General features: G+C 63.1%; 27 protein-coding genes. 18 read left to right on the forward strand and 9 right to left on the reverse strand.

What is annotated here, in order from left to right; all coding sequences use genetic code 11:
- Positions 1-3: 3 nt before the first annotated feature.
- From rfbD to AC58X1_RS17725, 4 genes are read left to right on the forward strand one after another with little or no spacing between them, the layout of a single operon-like run.
- Positions 4-864: a dTDP-4-dehydrorhamnose reductase gene (rfbD, locus tag AC58X1_RS17710; protein ID WP_497429283.1), complete on the forward strand. Its 861-nt coding sequence runs from the start codon at positions 4-6 to the stop codon at positions 862-864.
- Positions 865-903: 39 nt separating this feature from the next.
- Positions 904-2718 carry a sensor histidine kinase gene (locus AC58X1_RS17715; protein ID WP_188036830.1) on the forward strand — a complete coding sequence of 605 codons (1815 nt, stop codon included), beginning with the start codon at positions 904-906 and terminating at the stop codon, positions 2716-2718.
- Positions 2715-4127, forward strand: coding sequence for a sigma-54-dependent transcriptional regulator (locus AC58X1_RS17720; RefSeq protein WP_150573328.1), 1413 nt, complete (start codon positions 2715-2717; stop codon positions 4125-4127). The genes AC58X1_RS17715 and AC58X1_RS17720 overlap by 4 nt, the downstream gene beginning before the upstream one ends.
- Positions 4124-4579 carry a YiiD C-terminal domain-containing protein gene (locus AC58X1_RS17725; RefSeq protein WP_103435309.1) on the forward strand — a complete coding sequence of 152 codons (456 nt, stop codon included), beginning with the start codon at positions 4124-4126 and terminating at the stop codon, positions 4577-4579. Before AC58X1_RS17720 ends, AC58X1_RS17725 begins: the two co-directional genes overlap by 4 nt.
- Here the strand turns inward: AC58X1_RS17725 and cysQ are convergent.
- Complete coding sequence (gene cysQ / locus AC58X1_RS17730) at positions 4568-5395, reverse strand: 3'(2'),5'-bisphosphate nucleotidase CysQ (RefSeq protein ID WP_497429237.1); 828 nt, start codon at positions 5393-5395, stop codon at positions 4568-4570. The genes AC58X1_RS17725 and cysQ overlap by 12 nt on opposite strands.
- Positions 5392-5958 (reverse strand): ADP compounds hydrolase NudE, encoded by a 567-nt coding sequence (gene nudE, locus AC58X1_RS17735; protein WP_150570505.1) that lies wholly within the window; start codon positions 5956-5958, stop codon positions 5392-5394. The genes cysQ and nudE overlap by 4 nt, the downstream gene beginning before the upstream one ends.
- A gap of 64 nt (positions 5959-6022) precedes the next feature.
- Between nudE and yrfG the strand changes: the two genes are divergently transcribed.
- The 3 genes from yrfG to AC58X1_RS17750 all read left to right on the forward strand — a co-directional run bounded on the left by yrfG (position 6023) and on the right by AC58X1_RS17750 (position 7698).
- Entirely contained in the window at positions 6023-6685 is a 663-nt protein-coding gene (yrfG, locus tag AC58X1_RS17740) for a GMP/IMP nucleotidase (protein WP_497429238.1), read from the forward strand.
- Positions 6686-7165: 480 nt separating this feature from the next.
- Positions 7166-7429, forward strand: coding sequence for a hypothetical protein (locus tag AC58X1_RS17745; RefSeq protein ID WP_150570507.1), 264 nt, complete (start codon positions 7166-7168; stop codon positions 7427-7429).
- Positions 7426-7698 carry a DUF3077 domain-containing protein gene (locus tag AC58X1_RS17750; protein WP_101322540.1) on the forward strand — a complete coding sequence of 91 codons (273 nt, stop codon included), beginning with the start codon at positions 7426-7428 and terminating at the stop codon, positions 7696-7698. The genes AC58X1_RS17745 and AC58X1_RS17750 overlap by 4 nt, the downstream gene beginning before the upstream one ends.
- A gap of 165 nt (positions 7699-7863) precedes the next feature.
- On the opposite strand, the gene lysM is transcribed toward AC58X1_RS17750, so the two are convergent.
- Positions 7864-8304 carry a peptidoglycan-binding protein LysM gene (lysM, locus tag AC58X1_RS17755; protein WP_101322541.1) on the reverse strand — a complete coding sequence of 147 codons (441 nt, stop codon included), beginning with the start codon at positions 8302-8304 and terminating at the stop codon, positions 7864-7866.
- A 173-nt stretch (positions 8305-8477) separates the two neighbouring features.
- On the opposite strand from lysM, the gene fdhD reads away from it, so the two are divergent.
- From fdhD to AC58X1_RS17770, 3 genes are all read left to right on the forward strand, one after another.
- Entirely contained in the window at positions 8478-9317 is an 840-nt protein-coding gene (gene fdhD / locus AC58X1_RS17760; RefSeq protein ID WP_150570508.1) for a formate dehydrogenase accessory sulfurtransferase FdhD, read from the forward strand.
- The gene (locus AC58X1_RS17765; protein ID WP_188036832.1) at positions 9314-11653 is read left to right on the forward strand and encodes an FdhF/YdeP family oxidoreductase; all 2340 of its coding nucleotides are present in this window, start codon (positions 9314-9316) and stop codon (positions 11651-11653) included. Before fdhD ends, AC58X1_RS17765 begins: the two co-directional genes overlap by 4 nt.
- 222 nt (positions 11654-11875) lie before the next feature.
- Positions 11876-12358, forward strand: coding sequence for a glycine zipper domain-containing protein (locus AC58X1_RS17770; RefSeq protein ID WP_101322543.1), 483 nt, complete (start codon positions 11876-11878; stop codon positions 12356-12358).
- 69 nt (positions 12359-12427) lie between these two features.
- Here AC58X1_RS17770 and AC58X1_RS17775 read toward each other — a convergent pair whose 3' ends face one another.
- Positions 12428-12862: an acyl-CoA thioesterase gene (locus AC58X1_RS17775; RefSeq protein WP_101322544.1), complete on the reverse strand. Its 435-nt coding sequence runs from the start codon at positions 12860-12862 to the stop codon at positions 12428-12430.
- A gap of 103 nt (positions 12863-12965) precedes the next feature.
- Here AC58X1_RS17775 and AC58X1_RS17780 point away from each other — a divergent pair, with 103 nt between their 5' ends.
- Entirely contained in the window at positions 12966-13430 is a 465-nt protein-coding gene (locus AC58X1_RS17780; RefSeq protein ID WP_223176012.1) for a ParC-related protein, read from the forward strand.
- The gene (locus AC58X1_RS17785) at positions 13430-13702 is read left to right on the forward strand and encodes a type II toxin-antitoxin system RelE/ParE family toxin (RefSeq protein WP_497429239.1); all 273 of its coding nucleotides are present in this window, start codon (positions 13430-13432) and stop codon (positions 13700-13702) included. The genes AC58X1_RS17780 and AC58X1_RS17785 overlap by 1 nt, the downstream gene beginning before the upstream one ends.
- Positions 13703-13767: 65 nt before the next feature.
- Here the strand turns inward: AC58X1_RS17785 and AC58X1_RS17790 are convergent, their stop codons facing one another.
- The 3 genes from AC58X1_RS17790 to AC58X1_RS17800 all read right to left on the reverse strand — a co-directional run bounded on the left by AC58X1_RS17790 (position 13768) and on the right by AC58X1_RS17800 (position 16897).
- The gene (locus AC58X1_RS17790) at positions 13768-15312 is read right to left on the reverse strand and encodes a phosphoenolpyruvate carboxykinase (RefSeq protein WP_150570512.1); all 1545 of its coding nucleotides are present in this window, start codon (positions 15310-15312) and stop codon (positions 13768-13770) included.
- Between the two features lie 179 nt (positions 15313-15491).
- Entirely contained in the window at positions 15492-16394 is a 903-nt protein-coding gene (gene hslO / locus AC58X1_RS17795; protein ID WP_101322546.1) for an Hsp33 family molecular chaperone HslO, read from the reverse strand.
- A gap of 101 nt (positions 16395-16495) precedes the next feature.
- Positions 16496-16897: an RNA-binding S4 domain-containing protein gene (locus tag AC58X1_RS17800; RefSeq protein ID WP_101322547.1), complete on the reverse strand. Its 402-nt coding sequence runs from the start codon at positions 16895-16897 to the stop codon at positions 16496-16498.
- Positions 16898-17006: 109 nt separating this feature from the next.
- On the opposite strand from AC58X1_RS17800, the gene rimB reads away from it, so the two are divergent.
- Together rimB and rimK are read left to right on the forward strand one after the other, a co-directional pair.
- A complete protein-coding gene (gene rimB / locus AC58X1_RS17805; protein ID WP_101322548.1) occupies positions 17007-17489 on the forward strand; it encodes a retropepsin-like aspartic endopeptidase RimB in 483 nt (160 codons plus the stop codon).
- On the forward strand, positions 17486-18391 hold the full coding sequence (gene rimK / locus AC58X1_RS17810; protein ID WP_101322549.1) for a 30S ribosomal protein S6--L-glutamate ligase: 906 nt from the start codon (positions 17486-17488) through the stop codon (positions 18389-18391). The genes rimB and rimK overlap by 4 nt, the downstream gene beginning before the upstream one ends.
- A gap of 31 nt (positions 18392-18422) precedes the next feature.
- Here the strand turns inward: rimK and AC58X1_RS17815 are convergent, their stop codons facing one another.
- Positions 18423-19736 carry an ATP-binding protein gene (locus tag AC58X1_RS17815; RefSeq protein WP_178080802.1) on the reverse strand — a complete coding sequence of 438 codons (1314 nt, stop codon included), beginning with the start codon at positions 19734-19736 and terminating at the stop codon, positions 18423-18425.
- A 118-nt stretch (positions 19737-19854) separates the two neighbouring features.
- Positions 19855-20595, reverse strand: a complete 741-nt coding sequence (gene ompR, locus AC58X1_RS17820; protein WP_101322551.1) for an osmolarity response regulator transcription factor OmpR — start codon at positions 20593-20595, stop codon at positions 19855-19857.
- A gap of 230 nt (positions 20596-20825) precedes the next feature.
- Between ompR and AC58X1_RS17825 the strand changes: the two genes are divergently transcribed.
- The 4 genes from AC58X1_RS17825 to AC58X1_RS17840 all read left to right on the forward strand — a co-directional run bounded on the left by AC58X1_RS17825 (position 20826) and on the right by AC58X1_RS17840 (position 25889).
- The gene (locus AC58X1_RS17825; RefSeq protein WP_497429240.1) at positions 20826-23150 is read left to right on the forward strand and encodes a Tex family protein; all 2325 of its coding nucleotides are present in this window, start codon (positions 20826-20828) and stop codon (positions 23148-23150) included.
- Positions 23147-23533, forward strand: a complete 387-nt coding sequence (locus AC58X1_RS17830) for a PaaI family thioesterase (protein ID WP_497429241.1) — start codon at positions 23147-23149, stop codon at positions 23531-23533. The genes AC58X1_RS17825 and AC58X1_RS17830 overlap by 4 nt, the downstream gene beginning before the upstream one ends.
- 152 nt (positions 23534-23685) lie before the next feature.
- Entirely contained in the window at positions 23686-25263 is a 1578-nt protein-coding gene (gene gshA / locus AC58X1_RS17835; protein WP_409077653.1) for a glutamate--cysteine ligase, read from the forward strand.
- A complete protein-coding gene (locus tag AC58X1_RS17840; RefSeq protein ID WP_101322555.1) occupies positions 25263-25889 on the forward strand; it encodes a TetR/AcrR family transcriptional regulator in 627 nt (208 codons plus the stop codon). The genes gshA and AC58X1_RS17840 overlap by 1 nt, the downstream gene beginning before the upstream one ends.
- Positions 25890-25964: the final 75 nt, after the last annotated feature.

Consider the following 25964-nt stretch of genomic DNA (forward strand, 5'->3'; position numbering starts at 1 on the left):
CCACTGAAGATTCTCATATGCGGCCACAACGGTCAGGTCGCCCAGGCCCTACAGGCACAATTCAAAGGCCGAGCTGACGTGCACGCCCTGGGCCGCGATCGGCTCGATCTGGCCCGTCCCGAACAGCTGCGCACGCCGCTGCGCGAGCTGGCTCCGGACTTGATCATCAACGCCGCTGCCCACACTGCCGTCGACCAGGCCGAAAGCGAGCCGGAGCTGGCTTTCGCGATCAATGCCCAAGCCCCGCAGGTGCTGGCTGAAGAAGCCGCCCAGCTCGGTGTGCCGTTGATCCACTACTCCACCGATTACGTCTTCGACGGCAACAAAGCCACGCCCTACACCGAGCAGGACGCGCCCAACCCTTTGGGCGTGTACGGCAGCAGCAAGCTGGCCGGTGAACAGGCGATCACCGCTGTTGGCGGCCAGCACCTGATCCTGCGCACCAGCTGGGTCTACTCGCAGCACGGGCGCAACTTCCTCCTGACCATGCAACGCCTGTTGCAGGAGAAACCGCAACTGCGGGTGGTCGCCGACCAGATCGGCGCGCCCACCTGGGCCGGCACCATTGCCGCCAGCACCCTGGCCTTGTTCGAGCGCTGGCAGGCCGGCGATGCGGGCGCCTGGGGCACTTACCACCTGAGCGCCCAAGGTGAAACCTCGTGGTTCGGCTTTGCCGAGGCGATCGCCGCGCAGCTCAAGGCGCGCGGCCTGCCTTGCGCCGAGCTGATCCCGATCAGCTCCAGTGAGTACCCAACCCCTGCGCAGCGCCCAGCCAATTCGCGGCTGGACTGCTCGCTTCTGGCGCAACAGTGGCACGTCAGCCAGGCGCATTGGCGGGACGCGCTCAACGACTGCCTGAACTAGCGCATAATTGCGCCAGACTCTTTCTGGCGCAGTTGGCACATGATGCACACCCCGACCTCCCCGCGACGCCCCCGCTGGCGCAGCCTGGCCCTTCTGGCAGTGTGCCTGGCGCCGCTGCTGTGGCCGCTGCATCACCTGGCCGAACGCTATTACCAGGACCAGCTCGCCTCGCAGAATCGCCAGACCCTCGACCTGTACGTGGCCAACCTGCTCGGCACCCTGCACCGCTACGAAACCTTGCCGCAGATCCTCGGCGAGCTGCCGGCGCTACGCCAGGCGTTGGCCGATCCGTTCAGGATCGAAGCAATCACCAACGCCAACCGCCTGCTCAAGGACATCACCCGCCAGACCGGGGCCGAGGTGATGTACCTGATGGACGTCAGCGGCAACACCCTGGCCGGCTCCAACTGGGATAAACGCGACAGTTTCGTCGGTCGTAACTTCGCCTTCCGGCCGTATTTCATCGAAGCCATGGAAGGCCGCCTGGGGCGCTTCTTTGGCCAAGGCACGACCTCAGCCAAGCGCGGCTACTTCTTCGCGGCTGCGGTGCGCGATGGCGAGCGGGTGATCGGCGTGCTGGTGGTCAAGGTCGACCTCGACCACACCGAAACGCTCTGGGGCAATACCCCCGAGCAACTGCTGCTGACCGATCAGAACGGCGTAGTGGTGCTGACCTCGCGCCCGGACTGGCGCTTCCGTGCCACCCGCCCGCTGACTCCGGCGGAGCGCTCGGCGATGCTCGCCATCCAGCCCTACCCGACCCAGGCACCGCAGCCGCTCAACCTCAACCCCGAGGCCTGGCTGATCCAGACCCGCGACATCAAGGAAACCGGCTGGCAGGTGAGCATCCTCGCCCCGCACATCCTCATCGACCGCTCGGTGCAGACGGTCATGGCAATTGGCGCCGGCGCACTGCTGGTGTTGATCCTGCTGACCGGTTTGGTGATGCAGCGCCGGCGCCACTATATCGACCGCATCGACCTCGAAGCCCGCGGCCGACAAGACCTGGAAAACCGCGTGGTGGCCCGGACCGCCGACCTCGAAGGCCTTAATACCCTGCTGAAAAGCGCCGTGCTCGAGCGCGAGAGTGCCCAGCAGGAACTGGTCCGCGCTCAGGACGAGTTGGTCCAGGCCGGCAAGCTGTCGGTGCTCGGCACCATGTCGGCAAGCATCAGCCACGAGCTCAACCAGCCGCTGGCGGCGATCCGCAGCTACGCCGAAAACGCCGAAGTGCTGCTCGACCATGAACGTACCGAAGACGCCCGCGGCAACCTCAAGCTGATCGGCGAGCTGACCGGGCGCATGGCCTCGATCATCGCCCACCTGCGTGCCTTTGCCCGGCGTGATCGCCATGCGCCGGAAAGCGTCGCCCTGCAACCGGCGCTGGACGACGCCCTGGCCCTGCTGGCCAAGCGTCGCCGGGCGATGGCGGTGGAGCTGGTTCGCGACCTGCCGGACGCGCCGCTGTGGGTTCAGGCCGGCGAAACGCGCCTGCGCCAGGTGCTCGGCAACCTGCTCGCCAACGCCCTCGATGCGCTCACCGAAAAAGCCAACCCGCGCAAGCTGTGGCTGAGTGCCGAACGGCGCGACGAGCACGTCTATCTGTACATTCGCGACAACGGCCCAGGCTTTACCCGCCAGGCGCTGGAGCGCGCCAAGGAGCCGTTCTTCACCACCAAGACCCGCACCCAAGGCCTCGGCCTGGGCCTGGCGATCTGCGAGAGCCTGATGCTCGCGCTGGACGGTGAACTGCTGCTCGGCAACCACCCTGAAGGTGGCGCCCTGCTGACCTTGCGCATGCGCGTGGCCAAGCCCGGCGCGACCCTGCCCACTTCGGAGGACCCCTCGGCATGACGCCCGAGACGACACTGATCGACAGCCGTACCCAGGTGATCCTGGTCGACGATGATCCGCACCTGCGTCAGGCCCTGGGCCAGACCCTCGACCTGGCCGGGCTCAAGGTAGTCACCCTGGCCGATGCCCAGGGCCTGGCCGAGCGCATCGAGCCAGACTGGCCGGGCGTCGTCGTCAGTGATATCCGCATGCCCGGGATCGACGGCCTGCAACTGCTCGAGCACCTGCGTGGCCGCGATCAGGAGCTGCCGGTGCTGCTGATCACCGGCCACGGCGACGTGCCGCTGGCGGTGCAGGCGATGCGCGCCGGCGCTTACGACTTCCTTGAAAAACCCTTCGCCAGCGACGCCCTGCTCGACAGCGTGCGCCGCGCCCTGGCCCTGCGCCGGCTGGTGCTGGACAACCGCAGCCTGCGTCTGGCCTTGAGTGATCGCCAGCAACTGTCGACCCGCCTGGTGGGCCAGTCGCCGTCGATGCAGCGTCTGCGCGACCAGATCGGCGCCCTCGCCGGCACCCGCGCCGATGTGCTGATTCTCGGTGAGACCGGTGCCGGCAAAGAGGTCGTCGCCCGCGCCCTGCATGATCTGTCGAGCCGCCGCGATGGCCCGTTTGTGGCAATCAACGCCGGCGCCCTGGCAGAGTCAGTGGTCGAGAGCGAGCTGTTCGGCCACGAGCCCGGCGCGTTCACCGGCGCGCAGAAGCGCCGCATCGGCAAGTTCGAATTCGCCAATGGCGGCACGCTGTTCCTCGACGAGATCGAGAGCATGAGCCTGGATGTGCAGGTGAAACTGCTACGCATGCTGCAGGAGCGGGTGGTCGAACGCCTGGGCGGCAATCAGCTGATCCCGCTGGATATCCGCGTGATCGCCGCCACCAAGGAAGACCTGCGCCAGGCTGCTGACCAGGGCCGGTTCCGTGCTGACCTGTATTACCGGCTGAACGTCGCACCGCTGCGCATCCCTGCACTACGCGAGCGCGGCGACGATATCCTGGTGTTGTTCCAGCACTTCGCCGATGCCGCCAGCCAGCGCCACGGCCTCGCCCCGCACAGCCTGCAACCGGCGCAACGGGCACTGCTGCTGCGCCATGACTGGCCGGGTAACGTCCGCGAGCTGCAAAACGCCGCGGAACGCTTTGCCCTCGGCCTGGAACTGGCCCTCGACGGCCAGCAGCCGCCCGCCACGGCCAGCGCCGCGCCGCTGCTCAGCGGCAACCTCAGCGATCAGGTCGAGCAGTTCGAGCGCTCATTGATTGCTGCCGAACTGACCCAGCCACACAGCTCCATGCGCAGCCTCGCCGAAGCGCTGGGCGTGCCGCGCAAAACCCTGCACGACAAGTTGCGCAAGCACGGCCTGAGCTTTGCTGATCATGCCGGCGGCGCTGACGATCACGAGGACTCGCGCCCATGAGCGACGACCGCCAATATCTGGAAGAAGTACTGCACAGCGACATCCCGTTGACCCGCGAGATGGGCCTGCAAGTGCTCAGCTGGCAAGACCAGTGCCTGCAACTGCAGCTGCCGCTGGAGGCCAACGTCAACCACAAGAGCACCATGTTTGGCGGCAGCCTGTACTGCGCGGCGGTGCTGGTGGGTTGGGGCTGGCTGCACCTGCGCTTGCGCGAGGCGGGCATCGATGACGGCCATATCGTCATTCAGGAAGGCCAGATCAGCTATCCGCTGCCGGTCACCGGCGCCGCGGTTGCCCGGTGCCAGCCGCCGCAAGACAAAGCCTGGGAGCGCTTCGTGACGATGTACCAGCGCCGAGGGCGAGCGCGCCTGACGCTGGATACGGTGGTCAGCAACAGTGGCAGCACTGAGCCCGCCGTCACGTTCAGCGGGCAGTACGTGCTACATCGCTGAAGCGAGCTTGATCAGTGCCTGGCGCCACGGGGCGGCGCTGGGCAAGGCCAGGAAGAATGGGTTGAGCAGCGACTCCCGCGCCGGGTACCGGAACGGCTGGCCGTCCAGGCCGATCACCTCACCGCCAGCGCCTTCGAGCACGCCCTGTGCAGCAGCGGTGTCCCACTGTGAGGTCGGTGCCAGGCGCGGATAACAATCGGCTTCACCCTCTGCCAGCAGGCAGAACTTCAGCGAGCTACCGACGCTGACCAAGTCCAGCTCACCCACGGCACCGCTCAAGCCAGCCAGCAGCGCTTCCTGCTGTGGGCTGGAGTGACGGCGGCTGGCGACCACCGTGAATTGGGCGTCAGCAGGCGGCGCAGTGCGCACCCGGATTGGCGCAGCTGGCACGTCCTGATCGGCGCGCCAGGCGCCCAGCTCGCGACCACCAAAATAGCAGCGGTTGTTGGTCGGCATGCTGACCACGCCAAATACCACTTCGCCCTGCTCGATCAGGGCGATGTTGACAGTGAACTCTTCGCTGCCGGCTATGAATTCCTTGGTCCCGTCCAGCGGATCGACTAGCCACCAGCGGCTCCAGCCGGCACGTTCGGCGAGGGCAATGTCGCAGTCTTCTTCCGACAGCACCGGGATCTGCGGCGCCAGCGCCTGCAAGCCTGCAGCGATGACGTGATGGGCTGCCAGATCGGCAGCGGTGACCGGCGAATCATCCGCCTTGGACATTACCGCCACATCAGCGCGCCAGTGCGGCAGGATCGCTTCGCCGGCAGCCAGCGCCAGCTTGACCACTTCGTGCATCAGTTGTTGATCGTTCATACGCTGAGCAACCCGCGCTGGGTGAGCATGTCCCGTACCAGGTACAGCGCCGCCAGTGCGCGGCCTTCGCTGAACTGCGGGTGCATCGCCAGGGCCGACAGCTCGCGCAGGTTTACCTTGTCGACACCCATCGGCTCCGGCTCGTCGCCTTCGAGGCGTTCCTCAAAGAGGTCGGTCGCCAGCACCACCTGGATCTTCTGGCTCATGTAGCCCGGCGACAGCGACAGCTCGGTCAAGTGTTCCAGCTGGCGTGCGCCAAAACCGGCTTCTTCCTTGAGCTCGCGGTTGGCCGCCGCCAGCACATCCTCGCCCGGCTCGATCAGGCCCTTGGGCAGCGACAGCTCGTATTCATCGGTGCCGCCGCAGTATTCCTCGACCAGCACTGCATGCTCGGCGTCGAGCATCGCCACGATCATCACCGCGCCATAGCCATTACCGCGCCCGACCAACCGTTCGTAGGTCCGCTCGACACCGTTGGAAAAGCGCAGCTCGACGGATTCGACCCGGAACAAACGGCTATTGGCGACGATTTCGCGGCTGAGGACGGTGGGTTTCTGGCGCATGGGGCAGCTCCTTGGCGTGAACGGGTTACTATACCGTGGCTAGCCGACTGATCGAGAGTTTCCCATGCCTGTTCTTCCCTGGTCTGCCATCGACACCGTTCTGCTCGACATGGACGGCACCCTGCTCGACCTGCACTACGACAACCAGTTCTGGCTGCAACACCTGCCCCAGCGCTACGCCGAGCTGCACGGTATCAGCCGGGCGATGGCCGAGCTCGAGCTGCAGCCGCTGTTCGAGCGTAACGCCGGCACGCTGAACTGGTACTGCCTGGACTTCTGGAGCCAGGAGCTGAACCTGCCGATCCGCGAGCTGAAGCAAGAGATCGCCGACCTGATTGCCCTGCGCCCGGATGCCGATACGTTTTTGGCGGCGATTCGCAAAGCGGGCAAGCGTGTGGTGATGATCACCAATGCCCATCGTGATTCGTTGTCGTTGAAGTTGGAACGGGTGGAGCTGGCGGGGTATTTCGAGCGTTTGATCAGCTCGCATGATTACGGCTATCCCAAGGAAAGCCCGCTGTTCTGGGATGCCTTGCAGGTCGACATCGGTTTCGATCCGGCGCGCAGCTTGTTCATTGATGACACCCTGGCGATTTTGCGCAGTGCGCAGCGGTATGGGGTCGGGCATTTGCTCGCGGTGCGGCAGCCGGACAGCAAGGCAGCGCCGCGGGATACTCAGGAGTTTGCGGCGGTTGATGATTATCGGGAGTTGTTGGCGGGATTGTGAGCAAGGCGCGAGATTGCCGGGGGCGCTTTGCGCCCCTTTCGCGACACAAGGCCGCTCCTACAGTGACCGCGTCGTGTCGACCTGCGCGGTCCCCTGTAGGAGCGGCCTTGTGTCGCGAAAGGGGCGCAAAGCGCCCCCAATCCACCGATCCAAAGCCGTAAGACATTTCCCAAACTGCAACCAAATGCTTCAAATCGACGTCGCTTCGGAACTATCCTACGCGCCTTGCCGAACCTTCGCTGTTGTCGGGGAAATGGCTCAGGGATAACGTCCTTGGGTTGCCGTTTTCCGGTGACCGGGTGTGAGAACCCGTTGAATGAATCACGCGGCAAGCCGTTATGGCGGCCGTGCGCGGGCGGACTTCGGTCCGGCCGAGTTTTCCTTGATTCCCTCGGTTTCTCACCCCGCGCACGGCTGCCACCCTCGATCCCTGAGAAAGTCGAGCGGCAGCCTCCGTCAATGGAATTGAGGAGTTTTGCCATGAAAAAAATCGTCCCCGACCCACCCACCGCCAGCGTCTTCTACGCCTCCATCCAACCCGACCTGTACCCACCCGACGCCCTCGCCCACGCCAGCGAACTATTGCGCGGAGTTTCAGCAACCCTGGAGCAACACTGCCGTACCCATACCGGTGAGCCAGGTACCCACTTGCTGATCAATGCCGGCCACTGTACCGATACCGCACGCGGGTTGGTCGAGCACGTATTCCATCGGCTACAGGCACGTCAGGAGGCAACGGCATGAGCGACCTCCCACGCACAGACGTCACCGTTGGCGTAGAGACGTTTTTCGAGGCAGGCGACAAGCCCTGTCATATTTTTCGGGTGATGCCGGGGGTGCCGTTTGAGCATGCCTATGAGCAGGTGTCGGTATTGCTTGGTTATATCAAGCACCTGGTCCGCGAGGGCGACATGGAGAATGATCACAAGCTGTTGGGGGCAGCGGATTATCTGAGTGCGTTTGCCAAGGCGATCATGGATGACATCGAGATAGCGCGGAATAGGATGCACTGATAGAGGGTGTGATATTCGGGATTTTGGGGGCGCTCTGCGCCCCTTTCGCGACACAAGGCCGCTCCTACAGGGGACCGCGCAGGTCGACACGACGCGGTCACTGTAGGAGCGGCCTTGTGTCGCGAAAGGGCTGCAAAGCAGCCCCAATACGCGGACCTGAATTCCTTACTCAGGAATCCGCAAAACCTGCCCCACATAAATCTTGTCCGGATGCGACAACATCGGCTTGTTAGCCTCAAAAATCTTGTTGTACTTGTTCGCGTCACCATAAACCCGCTTGGAGATCGCGCTCAGCGTGTCACCCTTCACGACAGTGACGAAAACAGCCGCCTTAACCACCGGCCCGGTCACGGTAATCTGGTCGTCAACGCTGGCCACACCCTCGATGTTGCCCGCCGCGAGAATGATCTTTTCCTTCTCCTCCTGGCTGGCCACGTCGCCCGTGAGGGTAATCTTGTCCCCATCAACCGTAGCGGTGATATTGGGGTTACCCAGCCCCACCTTGCTCACGTGCTCCTTGATCTGCTCTTCGGCCTTGGCATTGCCAGGCGTAAGCAGGTCGATCAACTTCTCGCCGGCTTCCTTCACGAAACTGAATAGGCTCATTGCGCGCTCCATGTTGATAAATCCTCGGAACGGCAAGTCTAGGACAGGTTTGCCCAACCCGCCCGGGTGCGACCAATCGACGCGCTCTATCACGGCATAGAACCTTGCGATTAGACGTCGCCGACGCACAAGCCTAGGCTTGTGCACTAATGAGCCAGACGGTACTGCGCCCGATGAACAGCAAACCTCCGGTCTGCGCGGCGTCCACTGCACTGTCCCTGCCTGCCGCCAGCAACACCTACGACTACGTCCAACTCAGCGATGCCGAGCGTGCCAGCACGCCGCTTGCCGAAGAAGTCGCGCTGGCGATCGCCTACAACGGCTTGAGCCAGGCCGTGATGCTGGTCAGCCCGACCGATCTGGAAGATTTTGCCGTCGGTTTCAGTGTCGGCAGCGGCATCGTCGAAAGCACCGATGAAATCTACGACGTAAAGCTTTCTGGCAGTGGCTCGGCGCTGTATGCCGACCTGGAGATTGCCAGCCGGGCGTTCTGGAACCTGAAAAACCAGCGCCGCCAGTTGGCCGGTACCAGTGGCTGCGGCCTGTGCGGTGTCGAAGCGCTGGAGCAAGCGCTGCCAGAACTGGCCAGCCTGCCCGGCGCGCCGCTGCCGCCGGTCGAGTGGCTGCACGACCTGCGCCGGCGCATCGATCAGTTTCAACCGCTGGGCCAGCACTGCGGTGCAGTCCATGCGGCGTTGTTCATGAATAGCCAAGGTGAGCTGTTGCTGGGCCGTGAAGACATCGGCCGGCACAACGCGCTGGACAAGTTGATCGGCGCCTTGCTGCGCGAGCAGATCGACACCCAGGGCGGCCTGGCCATCGTCACCAGCCGCTGCAGCCTGGAACTGATCCAGAAGGTGCTGCGCGCAGGCATCCAGACCCTGGTCAGTTTGTCGGCGCCCACCGGCCTTGCCCTGCAATGGGCGCGCAAGCATCAGCTCAACCTTATTCATTTGCCCAAACACAGTGCACCACGGGTGTTCAGCCCCGTGGCGGAGTCGAAATCGCCGTGACCTCCCATCAGAAGCTTCCGCAAGAACAAACCCCGCCTCGCTACAAGCCCTACAACGGCGCCGCCGGCGGCTGGGGTGCGCTGCGCAGTGTGGCCAAGGCCTGGGTTGGCAGCGACAACGCACTGAAGAACATCCGCGCCCTGCTCAAGACCAACCAGAACGGCGGTTTCGACTGCCCGGGCTGTGCCTGGGGCGACTCGCCTGAAAGCGGCATGGTCAAGTTCTGCGAGAACGGCGCCAAGGCAGTCAACTGGGAAGCCACCAAGCGCCGTGTCGATGCGGCCTTCTTCGCTCGCCACAGCGTGACCTCGCTGCTTGAGCAGAGCGATTACTGGCTCGAGTACCAGGGTCGCCTGACCGAGCCGATGCTGTACAACCCGGCCAGCGACCGTTACCAGCCGATCGACTGGGACAGCGCCTTCGCCCTGATCGCCCAGCACCTGAACGGCCTCACCAGCCCGGACCAGGCCGAGTTCTACACCTCGGGCCGGGCCAGCAACGAAGCGGCCTACCTGTATCAGCTGTTTGTCCGCGCGTTCGGCACCAACAACTTCCCGGACTGCTCGAACATGTGCCACGAAGCCAGCGGCGTGGCCCTGGGCCAGAGCGTCGGGGTCGGCAAGGGCACGGTGACCTTCGATGATTTCGAGCACGCCGATGCGATCTTCGTCTGGGGCCAGAACCCCGGCACCAACCACCCACGCATGCTCGACCCGCTGCGCGATGCGGTCAAACGCGGCGCACAGGTGATCTGCGTCAACCCGCTCAAGGAGCGTGGCCTGGAGCGCTTCCAGCACCCGCAGAATGCGCTGGAGATGCTCACCAACAGCGACCGCCCAACCAACTCGGCGTATTTCCGCCCTGCCCTGGGCGGCGACATGGCACTGCTGCGCGGTATGGCCAAGTTCCTCCTGCAGTGGGAGCGCGAGGCCCAGGCCAAGGGCGAGCCGGCGATCTTCGATCATGTGTTCATTGCCGAGCACGGCCACGGCATCAACGAGTACCTGGCGGTGGTCGATGCCACCCCGTGGGATCAGCTGCAGGCCCAGTCGGGCCTGGAGCTGGCCGAGATCGAACAGGCTGCGCGCATGTACTGCAAGGGCAAGCGCGTGATCATGTGCTGGGCGATGGGCATCACCCAGCATCGCCACTCAGTGCCGACCATTCAGGAAATGGTCAACGTGATGCTGCTGCGCGGCAACATCGGCCAGCCCGGTGCCGGCCTGTGCCCGGTGCGCGGCCACAGTAACGTGCAGGGCGACCGCACCATGGGCATCAACGAGCGGCCGCCAGCAGCGCTGCTCAATGCCCTGCAACAACGCTTCGCCTTCCCGGTGCCGCGCGCCAACGGCCACAACACCGTCGAGGCGATCCACGCCATGCTCGATGGCCGTTCCAAGGTATTCATCGGCCTGGGTGGCAACTTCGCCCAAGCCACGCCAGACACCGCGCGCACCGCTGAGGCGCTGCGCAACTGCGACCTGACCGTGCAGATCAGTACCAAGCTCAACCGCAGCCATCTGATGCATGGCAAGCAGGCGTTGATCCTGCCGTGCCTGGGCCGTACCGACATCGACATGCAGGCCGATGGCCCGCAGGCGGTCACGGTGGAAGACTCGTTCAGCATGGTCCACGCCTCCAATGGCCAGCTCAAGCCGCTGTCGAAACAGATGCGTTCCGAGCCTGCAGTGATTGCCGGTATTGCCGCCGCAACGCTGGGCAAGCGCCCGGTCGACTGGCACTGGCTGGTGGCTGACTACGACCGCATTCGCCAGCTGATCGCCGACACCATCCCCGGTTTTGCCGACTTCAATCAGCGCTTGAAACACCCGGGCGGTTTCTACCTGGGCAACAGCGCTGGCAGCCGCAAGTGGCAAACCGCGAACGGGCGCGCCAACTTCAAGGCCAACCTGCTGCCCGACTCGCTGCTCGATGAGCGCGTACGCGCCAGCGGCCAGTTGCCGGACCTGATCATGCAATCGATGCGCTCGCACGATCAGTACAACACCACCATCTATGGCCTGGATGACCGTTACCGCGGGGTCAAGGCGCAGCGCGACGTGCTGTTCGTCAACGAAGCCGACATCATTCGTCTGGGCTTCGCGCCTGGGCAGAAGGCCGATATCGTGTCGCTGTGGGACGATGGCATCGAGCGCCGGGTACGTGGCTTCACTCTGCTGGCCTACGATATTCCGGCTGGGCAGGCGGCGGCCTACTATCCAGAGGTGAACCCGCTGGTGCCGCTGGAGAGCATTGGCGACGGTAGCCACACGCCGACTTCCAAGTTCATCGCGATCAAGCTGGAACGTGCCAGCGACACCGGTCGAATCCTCTGACGGCATAGCCTCATCGGCTTTCTGGAGACCAAAAAAAGCCCTGTCCGCAATGGTCAGGGCTTTGTCTCAAGTAGCGTATGACAGGCAAAAAACGATTAAGTTTCATATTGAAAACAGTAACTTAGAGAATTGTGTACAACTCGTGTTACTCGTCGGATTTCAATTGCCAGAGTGCTCGCCGAGCCTCAAATTCGCCCTCGTCATCCCTCTGAGGTTCTCTTGATGAAGAAGTACTCCTCGATTCTGTTGTTGTCTTTTGGCTTGCTCAGCGGCGTTGCCATGGCAGGCGGCACAACTGAAGCAGGTATTGGCGGCGCACTGGGTGGGGTACTCGGCTCAGTGGTAGGCCAGCAGCTTGGCGGCAGCACCGGCGGCGCGATTGGCGCAGGCCTGGGCGGCGCTGCCGGCAGTGCGGTCGGTGCCGATAAACGTCAACGCGGTGAAGCCGCAATCGGTGGTGCCCTGGGCGCAGCCGGCGGTAACGTGATTGGCCGCAGCGTAGGCGGCACCAACGGCAGCTACATCGGTGCAGCCGCAGGCGGCGGCGCAGGTGGCGCGCTGGGTAACTACATGGGCAACAAGGCCGATGAAGACGAGCGCGACGACCGTCGTTACCGTCGCGGCTACGATGACCGTCGTCACTACGACCGCGGCCACCACTATGGCCATCGCAAGCACAAGCCGAAACGCCACTGGCGTCACTGACAGCCAAGGGCTTAGCCCAGGCATCAAAAGGCCCCGCCCCTCCCGGCGGGGCCTTTGCATTTGCGCCCTTTAAAGGTTGGGCCGCAGGCCTGCAAGGGTCGCCTGCATGGCCTCAGGCAGCACGGCAGGCTGGCCTGAGCTGCGCTCGATGAACACCTGCACCAGGCTGCCCGCCGCACACGCCTGGGTCTCGCCTGGGCGGAACAGCGCCAAACGGTACTCAACGGTACTGCCAGCCAGCCGCGTCACGCCCAGGCCCACCTCGAGCACATCCGGAAATGCCGGCAAGGCGTAGAAGTCGGCTGCCGAGCTGATCACCAGGCCCGCCAGCGCGCCGTCGCGCAGGTCGAGCTCGGCCTGCTCTACCAGAAATGCCTGGATCGCGGTTTCAAAAAAGCCATGCACAGTAGCGCCAGCGATGTGGCCGTTGACGTCGTTGTCTTGCGGACGGGTGAGGATTGGGTGGAAGTGGTTGAAGTCGGAGCGCAGGGGGGATTCGGTCATGGTTTGCCACGCGGGTTGGTTACATGAAGGCGAAGCTTCCCACAAAGGCTTGGGAAGTCATATAGTCGCAATCAATTGTAGATCGCATAGCATGGTCGCTCCTATGAAACCGAGACATACCCCCGTGCCTACACTACAACTCAATCATGCCGAGCTTCGGCGGATAGCAGAGACCGGCCGCGTCCATGCGACACATGTAGTAGGCCAGCCGGGTGGCTGGGCCGTGCAGATCAATGTCGATGAAAGCGAGCATCTGCTTACCGCCCAACGCAGCGGCAGTGTCAGGCTATTCAAGAAGCTGGAGACCTTGGTCGTTTATCTACATGAACTGGGCATTGATCACTTCGAGATCGACAGTTCCAATTACGATCCTCGCCAATTGAGCACTTATCAACGGCCTGATCGAGCTGAAGCGCTGAAGAGGGTGCATGATGCAGCCGCCTACGAGACTTGGTTTTTTGAACAGGTTGAGGCCAGCCTGAGTGATACAACGCCGGCGACGGATGACGAAGACGCCGAGAGCGCCTTCGCCGCCCGCCGGGCCGCGCTCAGGGCCAAACCGCACTGATGCGTCTGGTTTGGTTGAATATGGCTCTGGAAGACCGCTTGCGAATCATGAATATCATTGCCGAAAGCAACCCTGGCGCGGCCATCACGCTGGATACTGAATCCAGAGACAAAGCAAGGCAAGCGGCTCAGCAACCCAATCTATACAAGCAGGGGCGTTATCCCGGCACCAGAGAGATCGTGGTTCGCCCCAATTACGTGATGGTCTACCGCTGCGCAGATGAAAAACTCGAGATTATTCGCATCCTGCATGCACGGCAGCAGTGGCCCTGAACAAAACCACAGTCAAAAAAAAGCCGCCCCTAAGGACGGCTTCTATCCAGCGTACCGGTTAAAGCTTACAGCTTCGGCCCAGCAGCCTTGATTGCGTCGGAAACTTCAAACTTCTTGAAGTTCTCGATGAACAGCTTGGCCAGACCTTTGGCAGCCTCGTCGTAGGCAGCCTTGTCTTCCCAGTTGGTGCGTGGGTTGAGCAGGTTGGTATCAACACCTTCAACGGCTTTCGGCACGTCGAGGTTGATGATGTCCAGGTGTTCGGTTTCGGCACCCACCAGCGCGCCGCTCTGGATCGCAGCGATCACAGCACGGGTGGTCGGGATGCTGAAGCGCTTGCCAACGCCGTAGCCGCCGCCGGTCCAGCCGGTGTTGACCAGGTAGACCTTGGAGCCGAAGCCGTTGATGCGCTTGATCAGCAGCTCAGCGTATTCGCCAGCAGGACGCGGGAAGAACGGCGCGCCGAAGCAGGTGGAGAAGGTCGACTTGATGCCGCCGCCCGAACCCATCTCAGTCGAACCGACCAGCGCGGTGTAACCCGACAAGAAGTGGTAGGCCGCTTGCTCGTTGTTCAGGATCGACACTGGCGGCAGCACGCCGGTCAGGTCGCAGGTCAGGAAGATAACGGCATTTGGCTCGCCGCCCAGGTTCTTCTCGGAACGCTTGGCAACGTGCTCCAGCGGATAGGCCGCGCGGCTGTTCTGGGTCAGGCTGACATCGGCGTAGTCGGCGTGCTTGGAGGCGTCGTCGATGACCACGTTTTCCAGAACTGCGCCGTGCTTGATGGCTTTCCAGATGACCGGTTCGTTCTTCTCGGACAGGTCGATGCACTTGGCGTAGCAGCCGCCTTCGATGTTGAAGACAACGCCTTCGCCCCAGCCGTGTTCGTCGTCACCGATCAGGTAACGGCTTTCATCGGCCGACAGAGTGGTCTTGCCAGTGCCGGACAGGCCGAAGAACAGGGTGACATCGCCTTCTTCGCCGATGTTGGCCGCGCAGTGCATAGGCAGTACGTCAGCGGCCGGCAGCAGGAAGTTCTGTACCGAGAACATGGCTTTCTTCATTTCGCCGGCATAACGCATGCCCGCGATCAGCACTTTCTTCTGGGCGAAGTTGATGATCACGCAACCGTCGGAGTTGGTGCCATCGCGCTCAGGCGAGCATTCGAAGTTGGCAACGTTGAGCACTTGCCACTCATCACGACCGGCCGGGTTGTACTGCTCCGGGTTGATGAACAGGCAACGACCGAACAGGTTCTGCCAGGCAGTCTGGGTGGTCATGCGCACTGGCAGGTAGTGCTCGGCGGCAGCACCTACATGAACGTAGGACACAAAATGGTCCTGAGCGTTGTTGAACGCTTCAACGCGAGCCCACAAGGCATCGAACTTGTCGGCCGGGAACTTGCGGTTGATCGGGCCCCAGGCAATTGCCTCGGTGGTGCTGGGTTCGTCGACGATGAAACGGTCAGCTGGCGAACGGCCGGTGCGGTGACCGGTTTTCACGACCAGCGCGCCAGTATCGGCCAGCTCGCCTTCACCGCGGGACAGCGCTTCTTTTACCAGCTCATCGACGCTCAGGTCGGTGTACACGGTGTTGTTGGCTTGCGTCATGAGATACCCCATCCGGCCCGAGGCCGAGTGCTCCAAACGTTTTGTAGTGGTCCGAAAAAAACGACTACAGCGAAAAAAGTGGCCGGATTATGCCAGAAAAGCCCAAAAAAAGTAGACCCCTCCTGTCAGAACTGCGGTTTATCGCAGAACGACAGGAGAATCCACTGCAATTAAACGTTTCAGTGACGTGTTTCTGCTGCGCCGCTTGTGCCGCCGCCAGCAAACAATTGCGTAACGTCGGTCGCATCAAACAGATAACGCTGATTGCAGAACTGGCAATCGACCTCGATTTGGCCACCATGCTCGACTACCAGCTGCTGAGCGTCTTCCTGACCGAGACTGACCAAGGCATTGCCTGAACGTTCCCGGGAGCAGCTGCAGCGGAACTGCAACGGCTGCAGGTCGAACAGGCGCACAGCCTCTTCGTGGTACAGGCGATGGAGCATGGTTTCGTTGTCCAGGCCCAGTAATTCCTCGGCTTTGACAGTGTTCGCCAAAGCCTTGACGTGGTTCCAGCTTTCATCGCGCTCATCGCTGTCTTTCTGACGGTCGGCAGGCAACTGCTGCACCAGCAAGCCACGGGCACGCGAGCCGTCGGCAGCCAGGGTGATGGTGGTGTTGATCTGCTGCGACATGACGAAGTAGTTGGTGAAGCACTCCGACAGGTCCTTGCCGTGCAGGTCGACCATGCCCTGGTAGCGCTGACCGTTGATCGGGTCGACGGTCAAGGCCAGCACGCCGTCTGGCATCAGGTCGGTGAGGGTTGCATCGGCGGCAATCTGGTCCGCCTCATAACGGGCCAGGCCACGGATGTCATGCTCGCTGGAGCATTCGATCATCAGCAACGGCACTGGGCCTTCAGAGCGCGCCTGCAGGATCAACAGGCCGTCGAACTTGAGGGTGCCCACCAGTAGCGCGGCGGCGGCCATCAACTCACCGAGCAGGAGCGCTACCGGCTGCGGGTAGGGGTGCTTGGCCAGCACTTCGGCATAACTGCGCTCCAGCCCGACCATCTCGCCACGCACGTCGCGGTCGTCGAACAGGAAACGTTGAGTGAAATCGGTAGCAGGGAGGTCGCTCATAAGGTTCTGGCTATCTGGAAAAATAATGTCCACATATTAACAGGCCTGGTACGGCCCACGCATGAGGCGCTCCCTGTCTCATCCTCTTACAACAGCACAGATCAGTCGAAGCTGCCGTGCAGCTGGTGGATCTGCCGGCGCTGTTTCTTGTTGGGCCGACCATCGGTCGTCATCCCCAGGGCGCCATCCTTGCGCTGCTGCGCGGCCTGCTCGCGGCGGCGGATGCTCTCTTCGGTTTCGCCATACAGCAGCTGCGCCTCAGGCGCGCCGCGGCGTACCACCGACAGCGCCTTGACGACGATGGTGCGCTCGTCAAAGCCGGTACGCAGGACGAACTCGTCGCCCACCCGTGGCTCCTTGCCGGGCTTGCAGCGCTCGCCGCGGCAGTGCACCTTGCCGCTTTCGATGGCCGCCTTGGCCAGGGCGCGGGTCTTGTAGAACCGCGCGGCCCACAGCCATTTGTCCAGGCGTACCTTGTCGTCTTCTTCCGACTTTTGTGCCATCTCTTTACCTCGAATTCTGTCTTTAACCGAACTGTACTACCGTCACTGACGGATGCAAAAATTCTGCGCGGTGCTTAAAGTTCACCACCTTATCCCCAGGGTGTGATTAGTGAAGACATTTGACCATCTGAGTGTGATCGGCCTGCGCGAGTGGGTGGCGCTGCCCGAGCTCGGGCTGGCCGGCCTGCGCGCCAAGATCGACACCGGCGCCAGCACCTCGAGCCTGCACGCCACCGATGTCGAGCCGTTTGAACGCGACGGTGAGCAGTGGGTCCGATTTACTGCACACCTCGGCTCCGTGGTGCAGCTGCGCCATCGCCGCTGTGAAGCCCCACTGGTGACCATGAAAAGCATCAAGAGCTCCAACGGCCATGCCCAGGTCCGCTATGTGATCCGCACGCCGCTGGCGCTGGGAGACCGGGTCTGGGAGGTCGAATTCACCCTGGCCTGTCGCAAGGCCATGCGCTACCGCTTGCTGCTCGGTTCCAAGGCATTGATCCACGGCCAACTGGTGGTGGACCCAAGCTCGAAATACGTTCAGGAAAAACCGGCCTTTCCGGTCAACCCTCTCCCTGTCACAGGTGCTGCATGAAGATCGCTGTGCTGTCGCGGAACCCGCGTCTGTATTCCACCCGCCGCCTGGTTGAAGCCGGTACCCAGCGTGGCCACGAGATGGTTGTGATCGATACCCTGCGTGCCTACATGAACATCGCCAGCCACAAGCCGCAGATCCACTACCGTGGGCGGCCGCTGGAGGGCTTTGATGCGGTGATCCCGCGGATCGGCGCGTCCGTTACCTTCTATGGCTGCGCAGTGCTGCGCCAGTTCGAGATGATGGGCGTGAATCCGCTCAACGAATCGGTGGCAATCGCCCGCTCGCGGGACAAGCTGCGCTCGTTGCAACTGCTGTCGCGGCGCGGTATCGGCTTGCCGATTACCGGCTTTGCCCACTCGCCGGACGATATCCCCGACCTGATCCAGATGGTCAACGGCGCGCCCCTGGTGATCAAGGTGCTGGAAGGCACCCAGGGCATTGGCGTGGTGCTGTGCGAGACCACCCAGGCCGCCGAATCGGTGATCGAGGCGTTCATGGGCCTGAAGCAGAACATCATGGTCCAGGAATACATCAAGGAAGCCGGCGGCGCCGATATCCGCTGCTTCGTGGTTGGCGACAAGGTAATTGCCTCGATGAAGCGTCAGGCCAAGCCGGGTGAATTCCGTTCCAACCTGCATCGTGGCGGTGTTGCCAGCCTGATCAAGATCACCCCGGAAGAGCGCATCACCGCCATTCGCGCGGCGAAGGTCATGGGTTTGAGCGTGGCCGGCGTCGACATCCTGCGCTCCAACCACGGCCCACTGGTGATGGAGGTCAACTCATCGCCAGGCCTGGAAGGCATCGAGGTCACCACCAGCAAGGACGTTGCCGGGATGATCATCGAGCACCTGGAGAAGAACGGCGGGCCGAATCAGACCCGCACCAAGGGTAAGGGCTGACATTGTCGGGGCCGCTGAGCGGCCCCGGCAATCACACTGCGTTGCGCGGTAGCAGCAAGCCCAACGGCAAACGCACCCGCGCTTCAATGCCGCCGCCAGAGCGATTACGCAACTCGACATTGCCGCCATGCTGCGCCGCAATCCGTTTGACGATGGCCAGGCCCAGCCCCGTGCCCTTGCCACCGCGCGCACGGTCACCCCGGATGAACGGGTTGAAGATGGTTTCCAGCTCCGACTCGTCGATCCCCGCGCCGCGGTCGAGCACGCTCAACACCACATACGGCGCGCTATCGTCGCCCGATACATAAGCTGCTACTTCAACGCCCTGCCCCGCATGGTGCAAGGCATTGCCGATCAGGTTGCCGAGCATACGCTTGAGCGAAACACGGCGCAGCGGGAACGGCGGAATAGGCTCCAGGCACAAGCGCACGCGCTCTTCCGGCTGGTTGTACGGCGCAACCACCTCACGCACCAGGTCGGAGAAGTCGATTTCTTCCAACGGCTCGTCACGGCCATCACGGATAAACGCCAGAAACTGATCGAGAATCGCGTCCATGTCTTCGATGTCGCGGACCATGTCGTCGGTCAGGTCGTTGTCGTTGTCCATCAGTGACAGCGAAAGGCGCAAGCGCGTCAGCGGCGTGCGCAGGTCATGCGAAACCCCCGCCAGCATCAGCTCACGCTCGCGCCCGGCCTGTTCGACGTCTTCAGCCATCTGGTTGAACGAGCGGTACACCTCGGCCATCTCGCTTGGCGTGTCGCTGACCGGCAAGCGCACACTGCGCCCCTGGCCAAGCTGACGGGCGGCAAACACCAGGCGCTTGAGCGGCTGGTTGAGCTGACGGACGAAGATCCACGCCGACGCTGTCGACAGCAAACCAATGGCCAGGAACCAGCCGAGTACGTTCCAGATTTTTTGCCCGCGCAACGGGTGCGGGTACAGCGGCACCTTCAGCCAGCCCGGGCCCAGGCTCGGCGCATTGACCCACAGCGCCGGCGGCGCATGCACGCGCAGGCGCACTTCGGTGTCCTCGCCCAGCTCGGCCTGCATCTGCCGCTGATAAATTTCGCTGTACGGCCAGTGCTGTTCGCCTTCCGGCACGCCGGCACCGGTTACCCGGATCAGGCCGGCCGCTTCGGCGATCTTCTCGCGGTTTTCTTCATCGGCTGCCCAATAGGCGCGCAAGGTCAGGGCCACGCCATGGCTGTACTGACGGTCGACCAGCACGTCTTCGTTCATCAGCAGGTAGACCAGGGTCAGCGCCTTGGAGAACAGCACGACGATAAGCACCAGCCACAGGGTGCGGGCGAAGAAGCTTTGCGGGAACCAAACAGGGGTTTTCATCGAGGACATCTACTGCAGAACAGGCGCGAGCAGAGCCCGCCAGATTGCCGGCTGGCCACAGACGCAAACAGGGCGGCCCGTTCGGGTCGCCCTGCAGCGTAGTGGCAAGCCTGCAGACTCATTTGCCGGAGTTTCCGTCCGGCACGAACACGTAGCCCACGCCCCAGACCGTCTGGATATAGCGCGGCTTGGACGGGTCCGGTTCAATCATGCGGCGCAAGCGCGAGATCTGCACATCGATGGAGCGCTCCAGCGCATCCCACTCGCGGCCACGGGCCAGGTTCATCAGCTTGTCGCGGGTGAGCGGCTCGCGGGCGTGCATCACCAGCGCCTTGAGCACGGCGAATTCGCCGGTGGTGAGCATGTGCACTTCATTGCCACGCTTGAGCTCGCGGGTGGCCAGCGACAGCTCGTAGTCACCGAAGGTCACGGTCTCGTCTTCGCTGCCAGGCGCACCAGGCACCGGCGCCGACTGGCGGCGCAGCACGGCCTTGACCCGCGCCATCAGCTCGTCGGGGTTGAACGGCTTGGCCAGGTAATCGTCGGCGCCCAGTTCCAGGCCCTTGATTCGGCTCAACTCGTCGCCCTTGGCGGTAAGCATGATGATCGGGATCTGGTTGTTCGCTGCGCGCAGGCGGCGGCAGGCAGACAAGCCATCTTCGCCAGGCAGCATCAGGTCGAGTACAACCAGGTTGAACACCTCACGGGCCAGCAGCCGGTCCATCTGTTCGACATTGGGTACTGCCCGGGTGCGGTAGCCCTTGCTGGTGAAAAAACGCTCCAGCAGGCTGCTGAGCCCCGGATCGTCGTCGACGATGAGAATCTTGTCACCTTCAACTGTGTTAGGCGTGCTGGTCATCAATAACTCCTCTGAGATCGCTGCGCATTATGGCGTAGCCATTGCAGCGCGTGCCGTGTGCATTGTTAGCAGATTTTTCCCCGGGCGCCACTTCCACGCGGCCGCCGATGGCGCGGCGCTATCACCGCAAGCCCGGCGCGATGGGTATAATGCGCGCCTTTCACCCAGCGCCGCCGGGCACGAATGCCCACCTGCGGCCTCCAGTATTCACATATTGTCAGGTGGTTTTCATGGACAGCATCAACAGCCGTATTGCCGCAGAACTCGGCGTTCGCCCGCAACAGGTCGAGGCGGCCGTGGCCCTGTTGGACGAAGGCTCGACGGTGCCCTTCATCGCCCGTTATCGCAAGGAAGTCACCGGCAGCCTCGACGACACCCAGCTGCGCCACCTGGATGAGCGCCTGCGCTACCTGCGCGAGCTGGATGACCGTCGCGCGAGCATCCTTGCCAGCATCGACGAGCAAGGCAAGCTGACCCCGGAGCTGGCCCGCGAGATCAAGCTGGCCGACACCAAGACCCGCCTCGAAGACCTGTACCTGCCGTACAAGCAAAAGCGCCGCACCAAGGGCCAGATCGCCCTCGAAGCCGGCCTCGGCGAGCTGGCCGACGGCCTGTTCAACGACCCGCAACTGACCCCGGAAAGCGAAGCCGCGCGCTTCGTTGACGCCGACAAGGGCGTAGCCGACGTCAAAGCCGCGCTGGAAGGCGCCAAGTACATCCTCATGGAGCGCTTCGCCGAAGACGCCGGCCTGCTGGAAAAACTGCGCAACTTCCTCAAGCAGGAAGCCGTACTCAGTGCCCGCCTGGTACCGGGCAAGGAAGAGGAAGGCGCCAAGTTCCGCGATTACTTCGCCCATGACGAGCTGCTGCGCAGCGCCCCGTCGCACCGTGCGCTGGCAATCTTCCGTGGCCGCAACGAAGGCGTACTCAGCGCCGCGCTTAAAGTCGGCGAAGAGCTGCCGGGCACCCTGCACCCGTGCGAGCTGATGATCGGCCAGCACTTCGGCGTGGAAAACCGCGCCCGCCCGGCCGACAAATGGCTCGGCGAAGTGGTGCGCTGGACCTGGAAGGTCAAGCTCTACACCCACCTTGAAACCGACCTGTTCGGCGAGCTGCGTGAAGCCGCCGAGAGCGAAGCGATCAACGTCTTCGCGCATAACCTGCACGACCTGCTGCTCGCCGCCCCGGCAGGCCCGCGCACGACGTTGGGCCTGGACCCGGGCCTGCGTACCGGCTGCAAGGTTGCGGTGGTGGATGCCACCGGCAAACTGCTAGACACCGCCACGGTCTACCCGCACGTGCCGCGCAACGACTGGGACCGCACCATCGCCGTGCTGGCCGCACTGTGCGCCAAGCATTCGGTGGAGCTGATCGCGATCGGCAACGGCACCGCCAGCCGCGAAACCGACAAGCTTGCCGCTGAACTGATCAAAAAATACCCAGCACTGAAGATGACCAAGGTGATGGTCTCCGAAGCCGGCGCTTCGGTGTACTCCGCCTCGGAGTTGGCAGCACGCGAGTTCCCGGACCTGGACGTATCGATCCGTGGCGCGGTGTCGATTGCCCGACGCCTGCAGGACCCGCTCGCCGAGCTGGTCAAGATCGACCCGAAATCGATCGGCGTCGGCCAGTACCAGCATGATGTCTCCCAGTTGAAGCTGGCCCGCGGCCTGGACGCGGTAGTGGAAGACTGCGTGAACGCCGTTGGCGTCGACGTCAACACCGCCTCGGTGGCGCTGCTGACGCGCATCTCTGGGCTGAACGCGACCCTGGCGCAGAATATCGTTGCCCACCGCGACGCCAATGGCCCCTTCGCCACCCGCGCTGCACTGAAAAAGGTCAGCCGCCTCGGCGAAAAAACCTTCGAACAGGCCGCCGGCTTCCTCCGTGTGATGAACGGCGACAACCCGCTGGACGCCTCCGCCGTGCACCCGGAAGCCTACCCGCTGGTGCAGCGGATTGCCGCCGGCACCGACCGCGACATCCGCTCGCTGATCGGCGACAGCGCCTTCCTCAAGCGCCTCGACCCGAAAAACTTCACCGACGAGACCTTCGGCCTGCCGACCGTCACCGACATCCTGCAAGAGTTGGACAAGCCCGGCCGTGACCCGCGCCCGGAGTTCAAGACCGCCTCGTTCCAGGACGGCGTCGAAGAGCTCAAGGACCTCGAGCCTGGGATGATCCTCGAAGGTGTGGTCACCAACGTCACCAACTTCGGTGCCTTCGTTGATATCGGCGTGCATCAGGATGGCCTGGTGCACATCTCGTCGCTGTCGGAGAAGTTCATCAAGGACCCGCGTGAAGCGGTCAAGGCCGGCGATGTGGTCAAGGTCAAGGTGATGGAGGTGGATATCCCGCGCAAACGTATCGCCCTGTCGATGCGCATGGGCGACACCCCGGGCGAGAAGGTCGAAGGCAACCGCGGTGGTGGCCGGACCAATGGCGGCAACCGCCCGCAGCAGCCAGCGCGCCCGCGTGAAACTGCCAAGGCCGCGCCAGCCAACAACGCCATGGCCTCGCTGTTCGCCAACGCCAAGCAGTTGAAGAAGAAATGACCAACCTGCCCAGCGAATACGTCGAAAGCGCCTTCAGCCAGTTGCTTGGCTGCCGCCTGCAGCGCCTTGAAGAGGGTGTTGCGACGGTGGCCCTGACACTGACGCCACAGCTGCGTAATCGCGGCCAGAAGCTGCACGGCGGGGCGATCCTCAGCCTGGTCGACATCGCCATGGGCCTGGCCTGCTCGGCCAGCCATGGCTTTGACCAGCAAAGCGTGACCATCGAATGCAAGATCAACTACATGCGCGCCGTCAGCGACGGCGAGGTGCTATGCACCGCGCGCGTGCTGCACGCGGGCCGGCGCACACTGGTGGTCGACGCCGACGTAGTCCAAGACGACAAGCTGGTTGCGAAAGCTCAGGGAACCTTCGCGGTTCTCTAGCTCACAAAGCGCTATCTGCGGTATTTTCGGCAGTGTGATGGCACTGCCGAAACCGCGTAACCAGGCGACAACGCCAGTTCCTTTGTCCCTACCCTTGTAGACCGTTATTTCTACCCCCATATTGGGGCGACTGACGCGTGAAGGAATACATCTTGAGCGAACTCCTCAACAGCCGCCTGAGCCTGCTCAGTGCCAATCTCCCCTTGCTCAAGCAGTGCCTGCACGGTATTGAGCGCGAATGCCTGCGCGTGACCGATCAAGGTCGCCTGGCCCAGACCCCGCATCCCGAGGCCCTGGGATCGGCGCTGACCAACGAGCAGATCACCACCGATTATTCAGAATCGCTGCTGGAGTTCATTACTCCGGCCCTGGCCGACCCGGCAGCGGTGCTGGATAACCTCGAAGAGGTGCATCGCTTCGTCCAGTCCAAGCTGGGTAACGAATACCTGTGGAGCCCGTCGATGCCCTGTGCATTGCCGGCCGAAGAGGATATTCCGATCGGCTATTACGGCACCTCCAATATCGGCCAGCTCAAGTATGTCTACCGCAAGGGCCTGGCCCTGCGTTACGGCCGGACCATGCAGTGCATTGCCGGTATTCACTACAACTTCTCGCTGCCCGAGGCCCTGTGGCCTCTGCTGCGCGAAAAGGAAGGCGGCGCCGATAGCGACCGTGACTTCCAGTCGGCGGCGTACATCGCCCTGATTCGTAACTTCCGCCGTTACAGCTGGCTGCTGATGTACCTGTTCGGCGCTTCTCCGGCGCTGGATGCAGGCTTCATGCGTGGCCGTGCGCACCAGCTCGAACAGCTCGACCCCGACACCCTGTACCTGCCCTACGCGACCAGCCTGCGCATGAGCGACCTGGGTTACCAGAGCAACGCCCAGGCCGGCCTGACGCCGTGCTACAACGACCTCGCCAGCTACACCGACAGCCTGCGCAAGGCGGTCGGCACGCCGTACCCGCCATACGTCGAGATCGGTACGCACAAGGATGGCGAGTGGGTTCAGCTCAACACCAATATCCTGCAGATCGAAAACGAGTACTACTCGAACATCCGCCCCAAGCGCGTGACCTACACCGGCGAGCGGCCGATCCAGGCGCTGGCCTCGCGCGGCGTGCAGTACGTCGAAGTGCGCTGCCTGGACATCAACCCGTTCCTGCCGGTCGGTATCGACCTGCAGCAGTCGCGCTTCCTCGATGCATTCCTGCTGCTGTGCGCGCTGGACGACAGCCCGCAGCTGAGCAACGGCGAATGCGGCCAGTGCACCAGCAACTTCCTCAGCGTGGTCAAGCAAGGCCGCAAGCCGGGCCTGGAGCTGCAGCGCAATGGCCAACCGGTGACGCTCAAGGAGTGGGCCGGCGAGCTGATCCAGCGTATCGCGCCGCTGGCCGCGTTGCTCGATCAAGCCAACGGCGGCGACGCCCACGCCAAAGCGGTTGAAGCGCAGCAGGCCAAGGTCGATGATCCCGAACTGACACCGTCGGCGCAGGTGCTGGCGCGCATGACCGAGCACGATGAGAGCTTTGTCGAATTCTCCATGCGTCAGAGCCGTCTGCATGCCGAAACCTTCCGTGAGCAGCCGTTGAGCCCCGAGCGCCAGCAAGCTTTCGAGACGCTGGCACGTGACTCGCTGGCCGAGCAGGCGCGCCTGGAGCAGGACGAGGTGGGTGACTTCGACCTGTTCGTCGGTGCCTACCAGGCCAGCATCCTGGCCATCAGCAACTGATGACCCGTACGCCCACACCACGCAAGCCGCGCGCCAGCAGCCAGGCCAGGATCGTCACGATCCTGGCGGCAGCCCGCGAGTTGCTTGCGGCGCACGGTGTGGCCGGGCTGTCGATCTACAGCGTGGCTGAACACGCGCAGATCCCGCCGTCGTCGGTGTACCACTTCTTTGCCAGCGTGCCGGCCCTGCTCGAAGCGCTGACGGCAGATGTGCACCGGGCCTTTCGTGAGGCACTGCGCGCGCCGATCGACAGCAGCGCGCTGACCACCTGGCATGACCTGTCGCGGCTGATCGAGCAACGTATGTTGGAGATCTATCAGGAGGATGCCGCAGCGCGGCAGTTGATTCTGGCCCAGCATGGCTTGAGCGAAGTGACCCAGGCGGATCGCAAGCATGATCTGGAGTTGGGCGAGCTGATGCACAAGCTGTTCGATCAGCATTTCCAGCTACCGGCAATGCCCCACGACGTCGATGTGTTTGCCCTGGCGATGGAACTGAGCGACCGGGTCTATGCCCGTTCGGTGCAGCTGCACGAGCAGATCACCCCGCGCATGGCCGAGGAAGGCAAGCGGGTGTGTGAGGCGTATCTGGGGTTGTATTTGCCGCTGTTCCTGCCTAAACGCTGATAGTTTTGGGGCGCTTTGCGTTCCTTCGCGGGCAAGCCCGCTCCCACAACGATCCCTGTGGGAGCGGGCTTGCCC

This window comes from Pseudomonas sp. PGPR N4 (genome assembly GCF_059693665.1).

Excerpts from the sequence above, each read along its gene's own strand:
- AC58X1_RS17840 (WP_101322555.1), top strand. The coding sequence starts at position 25,263 with ATGACCCGTACGCCCACACCACGCAAGCCGCGCGCCAGCAGCCAGGCC.
- AC58X1_RS17780 (WP_223176012.1), top strand. The coding sequence starts at position 12,966 with ATGAAACCGAGACATACCCCCGTGCCTACACTACAACTCAATCATGCC.
- AC58X1_RS17775 (WP_101322544.1), bottom strand. The coding sequence starts at position 12,862 with ATGACCGAATCCCCCCTGCGCTCCGACTTCAACCACTTCCACCCAATC.
- fdhD (WP_150570508.1), top strand. The coding sequence starts at position 8,478 with ATGAACAGCAAACCTCCGGTCTGCGCGGCGTCCACTGCACTGTCCCTG.
- AC58X1_RS17750 (WP_101322540.1), top strand. The coding sequence starts at position 7,426 with ATGAGCGACCTCCCACGCACAGACGTCACCGTTGGCGTAGAGACGTTT.
- lysM (WP_101322541.1), bottom strand. The coding sequence starts at position 8,304 with ATGAGCCTATTCAGTTTCGTGAAGGAAGCCGGCGAGAAGTTGATCGAC.
- AC58X1_RS17770 (WP_101322543.1), top strand. The coding sequence starts at position 11,876 with ATGAAGAAGTACTCCTCGATTCTGTTGTTGTCTTTTGGCTTGCTCAGC.
- AC58X1_RS17745 (WP_150570507.1), top strand. The coding sequence starts at position 7,166 with ATGAAAAAAATCGTCCCCGACCCACCCACCGCCAGCGTCTTCTACGCC.
- AC58X1_RS17825 (WP_497429240.1), top strand. The coding sequence starts at position 20,826 with ATGGACAGCATCAACAGCCGTATTGCCGCAGAACTCGGCGTTCGCCCG.
- ompR (WP_101322551.1), bottom strand. The coding sequence starts at position 20,595 with ATGACCAGCACGCCTAACACAGTTGAAGGTGACAAGATTCTCATCGTC.
- AC58X1_RS17715 (WP_188036830.1), top strand. The coding sequence starts at position 904 with ATGATGCACACCCCGACCTCCCCGCGACGCCCCCGCTGGCGCAGCCTG.
- AC58X1_RS17815 (WP_178080802.1), bottom strand. The coding sequence starts at position 19,736 with ATGAAAACCCCTGTTTGGTTCCCGCAAAGCTTCTTCGCCCGCACCCTG.
- rimK (WP_101322549.1), top strand. The coding sequence starts at position 17,486 with ATGAAGATCGCTGTGCTGTCGCGGAACCCGCGTCTGTATTCCACCCGC.
- AC58X1_RS17725 (WP_103435309.1), top strand. The coding sequence starts at position 4,124 with ATGAGCGACGACCGCCAATATCTGGAAGAAGTACTGCACAGCGACATC.
- AC58X1_RS17830 (WP_497429241.1), top strand. The coding sequence starts at position 23,147 with ATGACCAACCTGCCCAGCGAATACGTCGAAAGCGCCTTCAGCCAGTTG.
- AC58X1_RS17800 (WP_101322547.1), bottom strand. The coding sequence starts at position 16,897 with ATGGCACAAAAGTCGGAAGAAGACGACAAGGTACGCCTGGACAAATGG.
- AC58X1_RS17790 (WP_150570512.1), bottom strand. The coding sequence starts at position 15,312 with ATGACGCAAGCCAACAACACCGTGTACACCGACCTGAGCGTCGATGAG.
- nudE (WP_150570505.1), bottom strand. The coding sequence starts at position 5,958 with ATGCGCCAGAAACCCACCGTCCTCAGCCGCGAAATCGTCGCCAATAGC.
- yrfG (WP_497429238.1), top strand. The coding sequence starts at position 6,023 with ATGCCTGTTCTTCCCTGGTCTGCCATCGACACCGTTCTGCTCGACATG.
- hslO (WP_101322546.1), bottom strand. The coding sequence starts at position 16,394 with ATGAGCGACCTCCCTGCTACCGATTTCACTCAACGTTTCCTGTTCGAC.
- AC58X1_RS17785 (WP_497429239.1), top strand. The coding sequence starts at position 13,430 with ATGCGTCTGGTTTGGTTGAATATGGCTCTGGAAGACCGCTTGCGAATC.
- AC58X1_RS17720 (WP_150573328.1), top strand. The coding sequence starts at position 2,715 with ATGACGCCCGAGACGACACTGATCGACAGCCGTACCCAGGTGATCCTG.
- cysQ (WP_497429237.1), bottom strand. The coding sequence starts at position 5,395 with ATGAACGATCAACAACTGATGCACGAAGTGGTCAAGCTGGCGCTGGCT.